We start from the raw sequence: 15,788 nt of genomic DNA on the forward strand, positions 1-15,788 counted from the left end.
CACTGGGCGCGCTTCGAACACACTTCCGCCCCTGAAGCGGACGTTCAGCTCGCGCGCCGGCCCTGAAGACGACGTGCACCGGTAAAAAAACGGCGCCTGATCGCCCCGGCGCTGTGACTTGAGCCGATAGGCATTAGTCTATGAACTTGGCTGCCGCTGGATGCCGCAACAACAAACCCAGGCGCGCGGAGCCGCAGGCCGATGCGCAATCGCCCTGCCGATAAAGATTTTTGAGGAGCTCGCATGACCAAACAACACGCCTTCACCCGAGAAGACCTGCTGCGCTGCAGCCGCGGCGAGCTCTTCGGACCGGGTAATGCGCAACTGCCCGCCCCCAACATGCTGATGATCGACCGCATCACTCACATCAGCGAAACGGGCGGCAAGTATGGCAAGGGCGAACTGGTCGCCGAGCTGGATATCAATCCGGACCTGTGGTTCTTCGGCTGCCACTTCGAAGGCGACCCGGTAATGCCCGGCTGCCTCGGCCTCGACGCCATGTGGCAACTGGTCGGTTTCTTCCTCGGCTGGCAGGGCAACCCCGGCCGTGGCCGTGCGCTGGGCTCGGGCGAAGTGAAGTTCTTCGGCCAGGTCCTGCCGACCGCCAAGAAGGTCACCTACAACATCCACATCAAACGCACCATCACCCGCTCGCTGATCCTCGCCATCGCCGATGGCACCGTCAGCGTCGATGGCCGCGAAATCTACAGCGCCGAAGGTCTCCGCGTCGGCCTGTTCACTTCCACTGACAGCTTCTAAGGGTTATCCGCATGCGTCGCGTCGTGATTACCGGTCTGGGCATCGTTTCCTGCCTGGGCAATGACAAAGACACCGTCTCCGCCAACCTTCGCGCTGGCCGTGCCGGAATCCGTCACAATCCCTCGTACGCCGAGATGGGTCTGCGCAGCCAGGTTTCCGGTTCCGTCAATCTGAACCTGGAAGAGCTGATCGACCGCAAGGTGTACCGCTTCATGGGCGACGCCGCGGCCTACGCCTACCTGGCGATGGAGCAGGCGATCAAGGACTCCGGCCTGACCCAGGAGCAGATCTCCAACCCGCGCACCGGCCTGATCGCCGGTTCCGGTGGCGCCTCCACCATCAACCAGATGGAAGCCATCGACATCCTGCGCGAGAAGGGCGTCAAGCGCATCGGCCCATACCGCGTGCCGCGCACCATGAGCAGCACCGTATCGGCGTGCCTGGCCACTCCGTTCCAGATCAAGGGCATCAACTACTCCATCGCCTCCGCCTGCGCCACCAGCGCGCACTGCATCGGCAACGCCATGGAGCAGATCCAGCTGGGCAAGCAGGACGTCGTGTTCGCCGGCGGCGGTGAAGAGGAGCACTGGAGCCAGAGCTGCCTGTTCGACGCCATGGGCGCCCTCTCCACCCAGTACAACGAGACCCCGGAAAAGGCCTCGCGTGCGTACGACGCCAAGCGTGACGGCTTCGTCATCGCCGGCGGCGGCGGCATGGTGGTGGTGGAAGAGCTGGAGCACGCCCTCAAGCGCGGCGCCAAGATCTACGCCGAAATCGTCGGTTACGGCGCCACCTCGGACGGCTACGACATGGTCGCCCCAAGCGGCGAAGGCGCGATCCGCTGCATGCAGCAGGCGATGTCCACCGTCAGCGATCCGATCGACTACCTGAACACCCACGGCACCTCCACTCCGGTCGGCGACGTTGCCGAAGCCGGCGCGGTCCGTAGCCTGTTCGGCGACAAGGCACCGAAGATCAGCTCGACCAAGAGCCTGTCCGGCCACTCCCTGGGCGCTGCCGGCGTGCACGAGGCGATCTACTGCCTGCTGATGATGGAAGGCAACTTCATCGCCGGCTCGGCCAACATCGACGAGCTGGACCCGGAAGTGGCCGATCTGCCGATCGTCCGCGTCACCGAGGAAAACGCCAAGGTCGATACGGTCATGAGCAACAGCTTCGGCTTCGGCGGCACCAACGCCACCCTGATCCTGAAGCGCTGGAACGGCTGATCGCCCGACCAGTGAAAAAGGCGCCTTTCGAGGCGCCTTTTTTTGTGTCTGCGGGAAAGCCCCACTCCGTAGGGCGGGTGCAACCTGCCATGACGCCTCCGGACTGGCGGGTTGCACCCGCCCTACCTGCCCTCCGCGGAAATCCGCTGGAGCAGGCCTCACTTGGCCTGGTAGATGATCCCCGGATTGCACTGGACCATCTGGTAATGCTCCGGCAGGCCGTTCAGCGCTTCGGACGCGCCGAGGAACAGGTAGCCGCCCGGCTTCAGCGCCGCGTGCATGCGCAGCAGGATGTCGCGCTTGGCTTCGACGGAGAAATAGATCAGCACATTGCGGCAGAAGATCATGTCGAACTTGCCGAGCAGGGAATAGCTGTCCAGCAGGTTCAGCGCACGGAATTCCACCCGACTCCTGATCGCCGGCTTCAGCGCCCAGCGGCCGGGAGTCTTCGGCTCGAAGTAGCGCTGCTGCCGCTCCGGCGACAAACCACGGCCCATTGCCAGGTTGTCGTACTCGCCGGTCCTGGCCTGCGCCAGCATCGAACCGGAAAGATCGGTGGCGACGATCTGCGCCCCGCCGCGCAGCTGGCCGAGGTTGCTGCGCTCGAACTCGTCGATCGCCATCGACAGCGAATAGGGCTCCTGCCCCGAGGAGCACGCCGCCGACCAGATGCGCAGGCGCTGGCCGGGGTTGGCCTTGAGCATTTCCGGAAGGATGCGGCTCTTCAGCACCTCGAACGGATAGGTATCGCGAAACCACAGCGTCTCGTTGGTGGTCATCGCGTCCACCACCCGCTCGCGCAGGGCGCCGCCGGCAAATCCCTGGATCCGCTGCACCAGCTCGCCGAGGGACTTGATGCCCTCCTGCTCCATCAGCCGGCTCAGGCGACTGGAAACCAGGTACTGCTTGTTGGCGCCGAGCACGATGCCGCAGGTCTTTTCCAGGAAGGCCCGGAACAGCTCGTAGTCAGGGGAGCTCGATGTCAAGGGTAGTGCCTCGTTGCGCGTGGGGAATGGCGTAGCCGCCGGCACACCGCCGCCCGGCCTGCCGATCAGACCCGGCCCGGCGCTGCCGGCCAGCGGCGCGATGGCGCTCGCCGCGCCGCGTGGTTCAGCGGGCATCCACCGCCCTGATGCGCTCCATCACCCGCGCCGCCAGGTCGTCCGGGCGGAACTTGGCGAGGAAATCATCGGCGCCGACCTTCCGCACCATCGCCTGGTTGAACACACCGGACAGCGAAGTATGCAGGAGAATGTGCAGGTCATGCAGCCGCGAGTCGTTGCGGATTTCCGCCGTCAGCGTGTAGCCGTCCATCTCCGGCATCTCGATATCCGAGATCAGCATCAGCAGCTCGTCCGCCGGCCGGCTGCCCGCCTCCACCATCTGCCGCAGGTAATCCAGCGCCTGGCGGCCATCCGGCAGCGCCAGCACCTCCACGCCGACCGTTTCCAGGCAACGCAGCAGTTGCTTGCGCGCCACCGAGGAGTCGTCCACCACCAGCACGCGCTTGCCCGGTGCGCGCCGCTGCACTTCGGCATCCAGCACACCGTCGGAAATCCGCTCGGAAGTCGGCGCCACTTCGGCGAGCACCTTCTCCACGTCGATGATTTCCACCATCCGCCCGTCCACCCGCGTCACCGCCGTCAGGTAGTGGTCACGACCGGTACCCTTGGGCGGCGGCAGGATCTCTTCCCAGTTCAGGTTGACGATGCGCTCCACCGAATGCACGAGGAAGCCCTGCACCTTGGTGTTGTACTCGGTGATGATCACGAAGCTCTGGGCCAGATCGCGCAGCGCCTGGCGGCCGGTGGCCAGCGACAGGTCGAGGATCGGGATGGTGCCGCCGCGGATGTTCGCCACGCCGCGCACCACATGATTGGACTTGGGCATCACGGTCAGGCGCGGGCATTGCAGCACCTCTTTCACCTTGAACACGTTGATGCCATACAACTGGCTGCCATCCAGACGGAACAGCAGCAGTTCGAGGCGATTCTGCCCGACCAGCTGCGTTCGCCGGTCTACCGTATCCATGACTCCGGCCATTACGCCTCCCCGCATCGCCGCCCCGGATGCGAGACGGCACGACTATTGCCTGAACCGTTGCATGAAGCAGGCAACGACATTTTCCCGACAGCTCCGGCCCCTGCGCCGGATGCTTTGCGGCGTTCTTGGAATCGCGGGCACTCTCGGCCTCGGCACAGGCGTGGCCGACGAGTTCACCGCTCCCGAGACTCTTATCGGCGCCACCCAGGGCTTTCTTGAGTTCAAGGTGGAGGAATATCTGCAGTCCAGCGCCATGGATGCGCGCTATCAGGTGGACGTCGGCCGCATCGATCCGCGCCTGCGCCTGGTGCATTGCGACAGGAGTTTGACGCAGCAGCTGGAAAGCCCGGCGCAACCGGTCGGCCGCGTCACCGTGCGGGTGCGCTGCGACGGCAGTTCGCCGTGGACGGTGTTCGTCCCGGCCCAGGTCCGGATTTTCCGCCAGGTTGTCGTCGCCAGCCTGCCGCTGAAGCGCGGCCATGTGCTGGAAGCCGGCGATATCGGCCTGGTGGAACGCGATGTCGGCCTGCTCAGCCAGGGCTACATCACCGAGCCGGAACGGGTGATCGGCCAGAAGCTGCGGCGCGCGACGCTGAACGACCAGATTCTCGCCCCGGTATTCTTGGAACAGGCCGAAGCGGTGCGCAAGGGCGACCAGGTGATGATCCGCGCGCGCACCGGCACGGTGACCGTGGCGATGCCCGGCGAGGCGCTGGCCAACGGCGTGCCCGGCCAGCAGATCCGCGTGCGCAACCTGCAATCGCAGCGAGTGGTCAAGGCGCGGGTGATGGAACCGGGCACCGTCGAAGTCGGCATGTAGCGAAACTCGGCCGGCTTTTCCTAAACTGTGCATCGATACGCGATAAAACGTCCTAAAGAATTCCGCGATACGGCCGAATACGAGGACAAGTGTCACCAACCCGCAGAGGTTCAAACCATGGTCATCGACTTCAACCGGCTGAATCCCGCCGGCACCCCGGTCAGCACCGGCCGCAGCGGCAACGTCCAGAGCGACCGCAGCGAAGCCGCCAGTGTCGAGCCCGGCGCCAGCGCAGCCGTTGGCGGCAGCGGCGAGTCCGTGCAGCTCAGCGATACCGCGCAGCAGCTGCAGAAAGCCAGCGACCAGCTGAAGGACCAGCCCGTGGTCGACCAGGAAAAGGTCGCCCGCATCAAGCAGGCCATCGCCGACGGCAGCTACCAGATCGACAATGAGCGAGTCGCCGGCAAGCTGCTCGACTTCGAATCCCAGCGCTGATTCCCGAGCCGAGCCCGCGATGTCCGACGTTTCCCTGCTCCAGCTGTTCACCGACGATATCGACGCCGCCGAACGGCTGCTGCAGTTGATCGACGACGAGTTCCAGGCGCTCGAACAGCGCGACCTGCCGCGCCTGCGGCAACTGCTGGATGGCAAGCTGCCGCTGATGCAGCAACTGGAACTGCACGCCCGCCAGCGCGGCGACATCCTGCACCAGGCCGGCGTCGGCGCCGACCGCGAAGGTTTGGTCCAACTGGCCGCGCGCATTGCCGATGGCAGCCAACTGCTCGAACTGGGCGACCGGCTCGCCGAGCTGCTCGACCGCCTGCAACTGGCCAACCAGCGCAACGGCCGCATCATCCGCGCCGGCCAGGCTTCGACCGGCCACCTGCTGGATATCCTGCGCGGCCAGGACAGCCCCAGCCTTTACGACCGCCACGGCGGCGCGACCCAGGGCGCCCGCCAGCGCCCGCTCAGCCAGGCGTGAGCCACCCCGCAGACCACAAGAACAAGATGGAGACCCTCGGATCGTGTCCAGTCCGTTCGCCAAGGAAAATGGCCCCCAGCCACCCAGGACGCTGAAGGCGCCGATGGAAATCCACGCCTGCCTGCGCATGCTGCTGGACGCACACACGCCGCTGGTCATTTCCTTCGCCGAGCGCAACCAGCGCTTCCAGAGCTACGTCGTCGAGATCGATCGCGAGAACGACAGCATCGCCCTGGACGAACTGATGCCGAATGACGGCGAGCGCTACCTGAACAACGCCGAACCCTTCCATATCGAAGCCTCCCACGATGGCATCCGCATCGTCTGGGAATGCCGCCAGGCCGTGGAATTCGGCGAACTCGAAAAGCACCGCTGCTACTGGCTGCCGGCGCCGACGGAAATGCTCTACCACCAGCGCCGCAACGCCTACCGGGCGAAGCTGAAGCAGACCGAGCCGGTCAGCATCGAAATCGCCGGAGAAAAGCTCAAGGCACCGCTCAGCGGCAAGATGCTGGATATCTCCGCCACCGGCTGCAAGGTGCGCTTCAGCGGCGATGTCGGCAGCCGGCTGCATCCGGGGGAAGTCTACGAACGCTTCACCGCGCGCATGCCAGGCGGGACTCTCGTCATGGAAGTGGAAGTGCGCCACGTGAAGTACGACGAGAAGCTCAACACGACCTTCGCCGGTCTGCGCTTCCACCGCATCAACGGGCTGGAACAGCGCCAGGTGGAGCGCTTTGTCTACCAGCTGCAGCGCGAGGCGCGGCGGTTTGAGAAGGAAGAGTTGTTCTAGCGGGGCTGGCGGCCCTCACCCCTGCCCTCTCCCTCCGGGAGAGGGTTGGGGTGAGGGCAAACCGGCACATCAGGCCGGGCGACTCTCCTCTTCCGCCTCCGGCACCGGCGCCTCGCCGCTTTTCATCTGCTCCGCCACCGCCTGGTTACCGACCCGCGGATCGAGCGCGGCCACCAGTGGCGAGCTGGCGCCGCTGTCGGGAGTGGGCACGTGGTGCAGCGGCGCTTCGTCGACCCGGTGCAGGCCGGTGACCTTTTCCGGGCGCACGCGCCAGATCACCAGCAGCGCACAGGCGCCGGCAAAGGCGTAGAGCATGTTCGGCCCGAACGCCTTCATCAGCGCGCTCGCCGCCAGCGGCCCGATGCACGCGCCGACGCCGAAGGTGACCAGCAGCATGGCGGTCAGCGAGACGCGGCGGTCGGCCTCGATATGGTCGTTGGAGAACGCCACCGCCAGCGGATAGAGGCTGAATTGCAGCAGGCAGACGGCGAAGCCCATCGGCAGCATCGCCTCCAGCGGCAGCGACGGCAGCACCGCCAGCGGCAGGCTGGCGAGCAGCAGCAGGATGCCCGCCGTGCGGATCAGCACCGCGCGGTCGTAGCGGTCCGACAGCCAGCCCAGCGGCCACTGCACCAGCAGGCCGGCGAAGATGCAGACGCCCATGAACATCCCCACCTGCTCGGTGCTCAGCCCCTGGCTCGTCGCATACAGCGGCGCCAGGCCGTAGAACGAGCCGATCACCAGCCCGGACACCAGCACGGTGGTCAGCGACTGCGGCACCCGCTCCAGGAAGAAGCGCGGCTCCAGCGGCGCCGGATGCAGCGGCGCGGGGTGGACCTTGTGGGTGATCGCCACCGGCACCAGGCAGAGGGCGAAGCACATGGCGATCATCATCGCCATTTCCTGCCCCAGCCCCGGATGCACCACCAGCACCAGTTGGCCGAGCACCAGGCCGAGGTAGGACGCCACCATGTAGCCGGCGAACACCGCGCCGCGCTTGCTGGCGTCCGCCTGTTCGTTGAGCCAGCTCTCGATGACCATGTACTGGCACATCATTCCCAGGCCGATCAGTATGCGCAGCAGCAGCCACACCGGCAGCCAGGGAATCAGGCCGATGCCCAGCACCGCCGCGGTAACCATGCCGCCACAGGCGACATAGGCGCGGATGTGCCCGATCCGGGCGATCAGCCGGTGACCGATCTTGCCGCCGAGCACCAGGCCGCTGTAGTAGGCCGCCATCATGCCGCCGATCCACAGGCCGTCGACCTTGCGTTCGGCGAGGAGCAGAGCCAGGTAGGTACTGAGCAGGCCGGAGCCGGTCAGCATCATCAGGGAAGCGAAGTAGAGAGCACGGAAGGAGGTGAATATCCGCTTCATCGGACCTCCTTGGTCCAAACGGGTGGAACGGCGAAACGGCAGCCGTTACCACGGCACCTGTTGAATCAACATAGAGGGAGAGTGACGGCCCGTCGAGGCCAATGCCGGGCCGGGAGCATAGCGGGTCGCGCCGGGGCAAGAGCGTCGCCGTGCCCGCAGGCACGACGACGCAGGGAGGATCAGGCCTGTGCGGCGAGAACCCGGCGCTCCCACGGCGTGATCTCGTCGAAGAAGCTGGCCAGCTCCATGTCCTTGGTCGCGGCGTAGCCGTCGACGAACTCCTTGCCGAAGATGTCCCGCGCCAGCTCGCTGCGCTTCAGGCGCTGCAGGGCGTCGTACATGCTGCACGGCAGCAGCAGTTCGTCCGGCACCTCGATCTCGCCCTGGATCGCCTCGCCCGGCTCCAGCTCCTGCTCCAGGCCATGCAGGCCGGCAGCCAGGCTGGCGGCGATGGCCAGGTACGGGTTGGCGTCCGCGCCCGGCAGGCGGTTCTCCACGCGGCGCGCGGCCGGTCCGCTGGCCGGGATGCGCAGGCCGGCGGCACGGTTGTCGTACGACCAGCAGGCGTTGTTCGGCGAAGCGAAGGGATTGCACAGGCGCTGGAAGGAGTTCACGTTCGGCGCGAACAGTAGGGTGAAGTCCGCCAGGCAGGCCTGCAGGCCGCCGATGAAGTGGCGGAAGGCCGGAGTGGCTTCACCGTTGGCGTCGCTGAAGATGTTGTTGCCGGCAGCATCGACGATGCTCTGGTGGATGTGCATCGAGCTGCCCGGCGTCTTCGCCAGCGGCTTGGCCATGCACACCACCACCAGGCCGTGCTTGAGCGCCACTTCCTTGAGCAGGTGCTTGAACAGGAAGGTCTGGTCGGCCAGCAGCACCGGGTCGCCATGCAGGAAGTTGATCTCGAACTGGCTGGTGCCCATCTCGTGCATGAAGGTGTCGCGCTCCAGGCCGACGGCATCCATGCAGCGGTAGACGTCTTCCCAGAACGGCCGCAGGCCGTTGTTGGACGACACGCTGAACGCCGAATGCCCCAGCTCGCGGCGGCCATCCAGGCCCAGCGGCGCCTGGAACTCCTCGGTCGGATCGGTGTTGGGCGCGAAGACGAAGAACTCCAGCTCGGTCGCCACCACCGGCTGCCAGCCGTGGGCGGCATAGCGGGCGACGATCTGCTTGAGCAGGCCGCGCGTGGAGAGTCCGGACGGCGAACCATCCAGCTCCTGCGCATCGCAGATGGCGAAGGCGCGCGGGGTGTTGCTCCAGGGCAGGACGTGGATCTGCGACGGATCGGCGACCAGGGCCAGGTCGCCGTCATCGCTTCCGTAGAAGCGCGAAGGCGGGTAGCCGCCCATGATGCACTGCAACAGCACGCCACGCGCCAGTTGCAGGCGGCGGCCGGAGAGGAAGCCGTCGCCGGTCATCACTTTGCCTCGCGGCACTCCGTTCAGGTCGGGAGTGACGCATTCGATCTCTTCGACTCCAGCCAGCCGTTCGGCAATCTGGCTGCGCCCATCGGTAGTCATGACTCTTATCCTTGTTAGATACGGCGCCGCGCAAGGTGGCGGCGCGTACAAAATACGCATCAAGTGTTCAGAATTTCAAGCAGCATTCCGGGGCAATCCACGAGAAATCGGCGTAGGAAGGTGACAGACCGTTCGCCTCAATACACCTCGGGCACCAGCATCTCCGGCGGTATCTGGTTGCGCGTGTAGTCCTTGCTGCGCTGGCGCTGGGGCAAGGAAACCGACGGGTGCTCCACCTCCGCGTACGGCACCTGGCTGAGCAGATGCCGGATGCAGTTGAGCCGCGCGCGCTTCTTGTCGTCGGCACGCACGATCCACCAGGGCGCTTCGGGGATGTGGGTGCGCGCGAGCATGACTTCCTTGGCCTTGGTGTAGGCCTCCCATCGCCGCCGCGACTCCAGGTCCATCGGGCTGAGCTTCCACTGCTTGAGCGGATCGTGGATGCGGCTGAGGAATCGCAGGTGCTGCTCCTCGTCGGAGATGGAGAACCAGTACTTGATCAACTGGATGCCGGAGCGCACCAGCATCCGCTCGAACTCCGGCACGCTGCGGAAGAATTCCTCGTACTGCTCGTCGCTGCAGAAACCCATGACCCGCTCGACGCCGGCGCGGTTGTACCAGCTGCGGTCGAACAGGACGATCTCGCCGCCGGCCGGCAGGTGCGAGACATAGCGCTGGAAATACCACTGGGTACTCTCGCGATCGTTCGGCGCCGGCAGCGCCGCGACCCGGCAGACGCGCGGATTGAGACGCTGGGTGATGCGCTTGATGACCCCGCCCTTGCCCGCCGCATCGCGCCCTTCGAAGAGAATCACCAGCTTGTGGCCGGACTTCACCACCCAGTCCTGCAGCTTCACCAGTTCGCCCTGCAGGTAGAACAGATCGCTGAAGTAGCGCCGCCGCTCCAGCTTGCCTTCGTCGACTTCGGCGGAGTTGTCGAACAGTTCTTCGAGGTTGCGCACGTCTTCCAGCAACTCAAGCTCCAGCTCCTCGTCGCTCTGGTCGAGCAGTTCGTTGTGTATGCGCCTGATGAGGCTTTCGTTGGTGGGAGGCATGGCCATGGCTCGTTGATCGGCGATCAACTGAAGTCTAGGCGCTGCGGGGGATCGCGCGGGGCGTGGCGAAACCGGGCGCCGGACGGCCAGGACGAGGGAGCCGTAGGAGCAACTGTCTTGCATCCTGCGTGGCCAGAGCTCGCGTAGGTTGGTGCTGAACGCAGTGAAGCCCAACGATGGCGATGTTGGGCTTCGCGTTGCTCAGCGCCAACCTACGGTCGTACCCCGCCGATCGGTCGAATCGGAACGCCTTACTGCTTCGCCACCGCCTCCGACTTGCCGTCATAGCGCTTGCGCCATTCGGCGAGGATGCTGTCGCGGTTCTTCGAGGCCCAGGCGAAGTCGTTCCTGATCAGGCGCTGCTCGTAGTCGGCCGGCAGTTCGGTCTGCGGCTTGGCGATGCCCGGCTGGGCCAGCACGGCGAAGTTCTCCTTGTACAGATCCATGGCCGCCGGGCTGGCGGAGAAGTCGGCGAGCTTCTTCGCCGCGTCCAGGTTCGGCGTGCCCTTGATGATGCCGGTGGCTTCGATTTCCCAGCCCAGGCCCTCCTTGGGCAGGACGATCTCCAGCGGCGCGCCCTGGCGCTTCAGTTGCACGGCCGGGTATTCGAAGGAGATGCCGATCGGGAACTCGCCGGCAGCGGCCAGCTTGCACGGCTTGGAGCCGGAGTGGACGTACTGGCCAATGTTCTCGTGCAGCGCGTCCATGTAGGCCCAGCCCTGCTTCTCGCCGAAGGTCTGCAGCCAGGCGCTGACGTCGAGGAAACCGGTGCCGGAGGACGCCGGGTTGGGCATGACGATCTTGCCCTTGTATTCCGGCTTGGTCAGGTCCTGCCAGCTGATCGGCTTCTCCAGCCCCTGCTTCTCGGCTTCGATGCTGTTGAAGCAGATGGTCGCGGCCCACACGTCCATGCCCACCCAGGCCGGCGGGTTGGCCTGGTCGCGGTAGTTCTTGCCGATGGCGTCCAGGTGCTTCGGCGCGTACTGCTCCAGCATGCCCTGCTGGTCGAGGATCGCCAGGCTGGAGGCAGCCAGGCCCCAGACCACGTCGGCCTGCGGACGATCCTTCTCGGCCAGCAGCTTGGCGGTGACGATGCCGGTGGAGTCGCGCACCCACTTGATCCTGATGTCCGGGTTCTCGGCTTCGAAGGCCTTCTTGTAGGGGCTGAGCTGTTCCGCTTCGAGGGCGGTGTAGACGGTCAGCTCGGTAGCAGCGCTGGCGTGCAGGCTGAAACCGGCGGTAACGGCGGCGGCAAGAGCAAGGCGTTTGAACATTCGGGTAGCTCCAGATCGGGTTTATGTAATTCAGGCGCTGGCCGGATCGGCCTGGCGCCATGCCTGGGAACGGCGCAGCAGCCCGCGCGAGGCGGCCGACAGCGCCAGGGATACGGCGGCGGAAGTGAGCAGGATCAGAGTCGACATGGCGGCGGCACCGCCGACGTTGCCGGCGTCGTCCATGTTCAGCACGGCGACGGCGGCGAGGATGCTGTCCGGGCTGTAGAGGAAGATCGCCGCCGACACGGTGGTCATCGCCGAGACGAACAGGTAGCGGACGACGTCCAGCAGCGCCGGCAGGCAGATCGGCACGGTCACCCGCAGGTAGTGGCGCCACAACGGCATCTTCAGCGACAGCGCGGCGGCCTCGAACTCGCCGTCGAGCTGGCGCAGCGCGGCGGTGGCGGTCATCTGCGCGGTGGTGAGGAAGTGCGCGATGCTGCAGATCACCAGCAGGGTCATGCTGCCGTAGAGGGCGTGCAGCGGGTTGTCCGGCAGGTTGAAGAAGAATACGTAGCCGAGCCCGAGCACCAGGCCGGGCACCGCCATCGGCACGAAGCCGAGCATGCGCAGCAACTGGTTCAGCCACACCTGCTCGCGGGTCTTCTCGATCAGGTAGGCGCCGGTGAAGATCAGCAGGCTGCCGAACAGCGCGGTGCAGGTCGCCAGGGTCAGGCTGTTGCGGTAGGCCAGCCAGCCGCCGCCAGCAGTCTCCTCGAAGGCGTAGTGACGCAGCGACAGCGACAGGTTGTACGGCCAGAACTTCACCAGCGACGAGTACACCGCCATGCCCAGCACCAGCAGGAGCACGGCGCTGATGGCAATCACCACGGCGAGGAAGATGGCATCCCGGCGCTGCGACGGCTTCGGATGGTAGACCTGCGCGCGGCCGCTCATGGCGTCGCGCTGGCGGCGGCGCAGCCAGGCGTCGACGGCGAAGCTGAGCAGCGCCGGCAGCAGGAGGATCATGCCGATCTGCGCCCCACGGCCGAACTGCTGCTGGCCGACCACCGCCTTGTAGGCTTCCAGCGCCAGCACCTGGTAGTCGCCGCCGACCACCACGGGTACGCCGAAGTCGGTGATGGTCAGGGTGAACACCAGGCAGAAGGCGGCGAACACGCCGTGCCGCGAGCCCGGCCAGGTGATGCTGCGGAACGCTTTCCACGGGCTGGCGCCCATGCTGGACGCGGCATCGAACAACCGCGCATCGGCCAGCGACAGCGCCGACAGCAGGATCATCAGCGCATGCGGGAAGGTGTAGATGGCCTCGCCGAGGACGATGCCCCAGAAGCCATAGATGTTGTCCGACAGCAGCCCGCGCAGCAGGCCCTGGTTGCCGAACAGGTAGATCAGCGCGATGCCCGGCAGCATCGACGGCGCCAGCAGCGGCAGCAGCGAAATCCCCCGCCACAGGCCCTTGGCCGGGATCAGCGTGCGTTGCAGCGCGTAGGCGAACAGATAGGCCAGCGGCACGACGATGACGGCGACGCTGAAGGACACCTTCAGGCTGTTGCCCAGCAGCCAGTGGAAATTGGCGCTTCTCAGCAACTCGCCGGCCGCGGCCACGCCGCCGCCCTGCCCCGCTTCACCGCTGAAGCCGCGCCAGAAGATCGCCAGCAACGGCAGCAGCACGGCGCCGCAGAGGAAGATCAGCAGCAGCCATTTGCCGCCCGTGACGAACAGGCGGTCGCCGATTGCGCTACGTGGTTTGCCTGCCTCCAGGGCGCGGCCGGGGTTCACTGCGGCGTCCATCTCAGGCGAACACCTGCAGGCTGCGCGGCGGCAAGGCCACCCAGATATCCGGCGTGGCCAGGTGCGGCATGTCCGCGGGCGCCAGTTCGGCGAGCAGCGGATGGCCCGGCAGCTCGGCCAGTTCGAAGCTCATCCGGCAGCGGTTGCCGAGGAAGGTGATCTCGCGCACTTGGGCGCGGAACAGGTTGTCCTGGTGTACCGCCGGATTCACGCCGATGGCCTCGGGGCGACAGAACAGCCGGCCCGACTGCGATGCGGCGGCATTCGACAGTCGCACGTTCAGCCCACCGACCCGCGCGTGGCCGTCGTCACCGCGCTCGAACGGCAGCCAGTTGCCCTGGCCGACGAACTCGGCAACGAAGGGAGTGGCCGGCCGGCTGTAGATTTCCTGGGCGGTGCCGTACTGCTCGATGCGACCATGGTTCATCACCGCGATGCGGTCGGCCATCAGCATGGCCTCGTCCTGGTTGTGGGTGACCATCACGGTGGTGATACCGAGGCTCTTCTGCAGCTGGCGCAGCTCGCCGCACAGGTGCTCGCGCACCCGCGCATCGAGGGCGGACATCGGCTCGTCGAGCAGCAGCAGCGAAGGCGACGGCGCCAGCGCACGGGCCATGGCCACACGCTGTTGCTGGCCGCCGGAAAGCTGGCCGGGGTACTTCTTCTCGCTGCCGGACAGGCCGACCATTTCGAGCATTTCCGCCACCCGCCGGCGTGCCTCGTCGCGGCTGGCGCCGGCCAGGCCGTAGGCGATGTTCTGCTCAACGCTGAGGTTGGGGAACAGCGCGTAGGACTGGAACAGGATGCCGTAGTCGCGCGCCTGCGGCGGCAGGCTGGAAACGTCGCGACTGCCGATGTAGATGCTGCCCGCGTCCTGCCGCTCCAGGCCGGCGATGCAGCGCAGCAGCGTGGTCTTGCCACAGCCGGACGGGCCGAGCAGGCAGACCAGCTCGCCTCCCTTCACATCCAGGGAAACCCCGTCGAGGGCGGTGAAATGGCCGAAGCCCTTGCGGATATCCCGCACCTGCAGCGGCGCGGCGGAAACGGAACGATTCATGACGGAACCTCGTGAGCGGATGTGCATGCCGCGCGGAGCGGCATGACTCGACGAGGGTCATGCTAGGGATCGAATGCGAAGGCTATGTTGCGGAGGGGAAAATTGTGCCGATGGATGTATAGGCAGATTTGGGAATGCAGGCCACGGGATTCTGGCTGTAGGGCGGGTGCAACCCGCCATTAGAGACTCCGGCGGGTTTCACCCACCCTACTCCTGCGACCTACCCTGCGCCCCCCGCGCCAGCGCCAGGAAGGCGCTGGGCAGGCGTGCCTGGCGGCGGTCCTTCAGGCAGTACAGGTATTCATCCATCAGCGGCGCGCCCTGCACTTCCAGCACCCGCAATTCAGGATTGTCCGGCACTTCCTGGCGGGCGATGAGGCTGACGCCGAGGTTGCGGATCACCGCCTCACGGATCGACTCGCGACTGCCGATCTCCAGTGTCGACGCCGGTACCACGCCAGCCTGCTGCAGCATCGCCTCGGTCAGTTGGCGGGTAGTGGAGCCGGCCTCGCGCATCAGCAGGCAATGCTGGCGCAGATCGCCCAGCGCCACCTGCTGACGAGCAGCCAGCGGATGACTGCGATGCACCGCCAGTACCAGCGGATCGCTGCCCAGGACAACATGCGTCAGGCGATTGTCATTCACCTGCTGGGATGACGCGGCCAGATCGACGCGGCATTCGTAGAGCGCGTCCAGCACCTGCTGCGAATTGCCGATCTCCACCGACACCTCGATTTGCGGATGATGTTCGCGGAACTGCTTGATCAAACCGAGCACGTAATAGGGCGAAGTGGCGCCGATGCGCAAGGAGCCCTGCATCTGCCCGCAATTGCGGAGGAAGAACTCGATATCCGCTTCCTGCTGCAAAAGCGCCTGGGCCATGGGCACCAGCCGCGCACCTTCGTCGGTGAGCGTCAGGCGGCGTCCGCCACGATAGAAGAGTTCCACCGCATACTGGCTTTCAAGGTTGCGGATCTGCGTGGTCACGGTCGGCTGGCTGAGGCCGAGCTTCTTCGCCGCCTGGGTGATGCTGCCCAGCCTGGCGACCATGTAGAACGCCTTCAGCTCCGCACTCAGCATGAACCTGCTCCGCTCTTCGAATTTTTCATCGGGTTGCCAGCGTAACCGCTGCAAGCTCACCCGAAAGAAAAAAAGTCGGAAATGAAAAAGCCCCCAGGCATTTCTGC

Annotated in this window: 15 protein-coding genes; 6 read left to right on the forward strand and 9 right to left on the reverse strand. The window is 65.9% G+C overall.

Going from position 1 to position 15,788, the window contains the following annotated elements:
* The first annotated feature begins 243 nt into the window (after positions 1–243).
* Both fabA and fabB read left to right on the forward strand, forming a co-directional pair.
* Positions 244–759: a 3-hydroxyacyl-[acyl-carrier-protein] dehydratase FabA gene (fabA, locus tag JFY56_RS04740; protein WP_208312340.1), complete on the forward strand. Its 516-nt coding sequence runs from the start codon at positions 244–246 to the stop codon at positions 757–759.
* Between the two features lie 11 nt (positions 760–770).
* Positions 771–1,988 carry a beta-ketoacyl-ACP synthase I gene (gene fabB, locus JFY56_RS04745; RefSeq protein WP_208312341.1) on the forward strand — a complete coding sequence of 406 codons (1,218 nt, stop codon included), beginning with the start codon at positions 771–773 and terminating at the stop codon, positions 1,986–1,988.
* 158 nt (positions 1,989–2,146) lie between these two features.
* Here the strand turns inward: fabB and cheR are convergent, their stop codons facing one another.
* Together cheR and JFY56_RS04755 are read right to left on the reverse strand one after the other, a co-directional pair.
* Complete coding sequence (gene cheR, locus JFY56_RS04750; RefSeq protein WP_408004378.1) at positions 2,147–2,947, reverse strand: protein-glutamate O-methyltransferase CheR; 801 nt, start codon at positions 2,945–2,947, stop codon at positions 2,147–2,149.
* A 151-nt stretch (positions 2,948–3,098) separates the two neighbouring features.
* Positions 3,099–4,031, reverse strand: coding sequence for a chemotaxis protein CheV (locus JFY56_RS04755; protein ID WP_208312342.1), 933 nt, complete (start codon positions 4,029–4,031; stop codon positions 3,099–3,101).
* 109 nt (positions 4,032–4,140) lie between these two features.
* On the opposite strand from JFY56_RS04755, the gene flgA reads away from it, so the two are divergent.
* The 4 genes from flgA (at position 4,141) to JFY56_RS04775 (ending at position 6,566) form a co-directional block, all read left to right on the forward strand.
* On the forward strand, positions 4,141–4,851 hold the full coding sequence (gene flgA / locus JFY56_RS04760) for a flagellar basal body P-ring formation chaperone FlgA (protein ID WP_408004374.1): 711 nt from the start codon (positions 4,141–4,143) through the stop codon (positions 4,849–4,851).
* Between the two features lie 117 nt (positions 4,852–4,968).
* A complete protein-coding gene (flgM, locus tag JFY56_RS04765) occupies positions 4,969–5,286 on the forward strand; it encodes a flagellar biosynthesis anti-sigma factor FlgM (RefSeq protein ID WP_208312344.1) in 318 nt (105 codons plus the stop codon).
* 19 nt (positions 5,287–5,305) lie between these two features.
* Positions 5,306–5,773 (forward strand): flagella synthesis protein FlgN, encoded by a 468-nt coding sequence (locus tag JFY56_RS04770; RefSeq protein ID WP_208312345.1) that lies wholly within the window; start codon positions 5,306–5,308, stop codon positions 5,771–5,773.
* Positions 5,774–5,816: 43 nt separating this feature from the next.
* Positions 5,817–6,566, forward strand: a complete 750-nt coding sequence (locus tag JFY56_RS04775) for a flagellar brake protein (protein ID WP_328824801.1) — start codon at positions 5,817–5,819, stop codon at positions 6,564–6,566.
* A gap of 69 nt (positions 6,567–6,635) precedes the next feature.
* Here the strand turns inward: JFY56_RS04775 and JFY56_RS04780 are convergent, their stop codons facing one another.
* The 7 genes from JFY56_RS04780 to JFY56_RS04810 form a co-directional block, all read right to left on the reverse strand.
* On the reverse strand, positions 6,636–7,943 hold the full coding sequence (locus tag JFY56_RS04780; protein ID WP_208312346.1) for an MFS transporter: 1,308 nt from the start codon (positions 7,941–7,943) through the stop codon (positions 6,636–6,638).
* A gap of 179 nt (positions 7,944–8,122) precedes the next feature.
* A complete protein-coding gene (locus JFY56_RS04785; protein WP_208312518.1) occupies positions 8,123–9,361 on the reverse strand; it encodes a glutamine synthetase family protein in 1,239 nt (412 codons plus the stop codon).
* A 239-nt stretch (positions 9,362–9,600) separates the two neighbouring features.
* Positions 9,601–10,518, reverse strand: a complete 918-nt coding sequence (ppk2, locus tag JFY56_RS04790; RefSeq protein ID WP_208312347.1) for a polyphosphate kinase 2 — start codon at positions 10,516–10,518, stop codon at positions 9,601–9,603.
* A 251-nt stretch (positions 10,519–10,769) separates the two neighbouring features.
* Positions 10,770–11,792 carry a putative 2-aminoethylphosphonate ABC transporter substrate-binding protein gene (locus JFY56_RS04795; protein ID WP_208312348.1) on the reverse strand — a complete coding sequence of 341 codons (1,023 nt, stop codon included), beginning with the start codon at positions 11,790–11,792 and terminating at the stop codon, positions 10,770–10,772.
* Between the two features lie 30 nt (positions 11,793–11,822).
* Complete coding sequence (locus tag JFY56_RS04800) at positions 11,823–13,544, reverse strand: putative 2-aminoethylphosphonate ABC transporter permease subunit (RefSeq protein ID WP_208312349.1); 1,722 nt, start codon at positions 13,542–13,544, stop codon at positions 11,823–11,825.
* A 1-nt stretch (position 13,545) separates the two neighbouring features.
* Positions 13,546–14,601 (reverse strand): putative 2-aminoethylphosphonate ABC transporter ATP-binding protein, encoded by a 1,056-nt coding sequence (locus JFY56_RS04805; RefSeq protein WP_208312350.1) that lies wholly within the window; start codon positions 14,599–14,601, stop codon positions 13,546–13,548.
* Between the two features lie 207 nt (positions 14,602–14,808).
* The gene (locus tag JFY56_RS04810; protein WP_208312351.1) at positions 14,809–15,681 is read right to left on the reverse strand and encodes a LysR family transcriptional regulator; all 873 of its coding nucleotides are present in this window, start codon (positions 15,679–15,681) and stop codon (positions 14,809–14,811) included.
* Between the last annotated feature and the right edge of the window lie 107 nt (positions 15,682–15,788).

This window comes from Pseudomonas schmalbachii (assembly GCF_017589465.1).
GTDB classification, from domain to species: Bacteria; Pseudomonadota; Gammaproteobacteria; order Pseudomonadales; family Pseudomonadaceae; genus Pseudomonas; species Pseudomonas schmalbachii.

Bases quoted from the DNA above. Each gene is read 5' to 3' on its own strand.
- fabA (WP_208312340.1), top strand. From the start codon at position 244: ATGACCAAACAACACGCCTTCACCCGAGAAGACCTGCTGCGCTGCAGC.
- fabB (WP_208312341.1), top strand. From the start codon at position 771: ATGCGTCGCGTCGTGATTACCGGTCTGGGCATCGTTTCCTGCCTGGGC.
- JFY56_RS04755 (WP_208312342.1), bottom strand. From the start codon at position 4,031: ATGGCCGGAGTCATGGATACGGTAGACCGGCGAACGCAGCTGGTCGGG.
- flgA (WP_408004374.1), top strand. From the start codon at position 4,141: ATGCTTTGCGGCGTTCTTGGAATCGCGGGCACTCTCGGCCTCGGCACA.
- flgM (WP_208312344.1), top strand. From the start codon at position 4,969: ATGGTCATCGACTTCAACCGGCTGAATCCCGCCGGCACCCCGGTCAGC.
- JFY56_RS04770 (WP_208312345.1), top strand. From the start codon at position 5,306: ATGTCCGACGTTTCCCTGCTCCAGCTGTTCACCGACGATATCGACGCC.
- JFY56_RS04780 (WP_208312346.1), bottom strand. From the start codon at position 7,943: ATGAAGCGGATATTCACCTCCTTCCGTGCTCTCTACTTCGCTTCCCTG.
- JFY56_RS04785 (WP_208312518.1), bottom strand. From the start codon at position 9,361: ATGACCGGCGACGGCTTCCTCTCCGGCCGCCGCCTGCAACTGGCGCGT.
- ppk2 (WP_208312347.1), bottom strand. From the start codon at position 10,518: ATGCCTCCCACCAACGAAAGCCTCATCAGGCGCATACACAACGAACTG.
- JFY56_RS04795 (WP_208312348.1), bottom strand. From the start codon at position 11,792: ATGTTCAAACGCCTTGCTCTTGCCGCCGCCGTTACCGCCGGTTTCAGC.
- JFY56_RS04800 (WP_208312349.1), bottom strand. From the start codon at position 13,544: ATGGACGCCGCAGTGAACCCCGGCCGCGCCCTGGAGGCAGGCAAACCA.
- JFY56_RS04805 (WP_208312350.1), bottom strand. From the start codon at position 14,601: ATGAATCGTTCCGTTTCCGCCGCGCCGCTGCAGGTGCGGGATATCCGC.
- JFY56_RS04810 (WP_208312351.1), bottom strand. From the start codon at position 15,681: ATGCTGAGTGCGGAGCTGAAGGCGTTCTACATGGTCGCCAGGCTGGGC.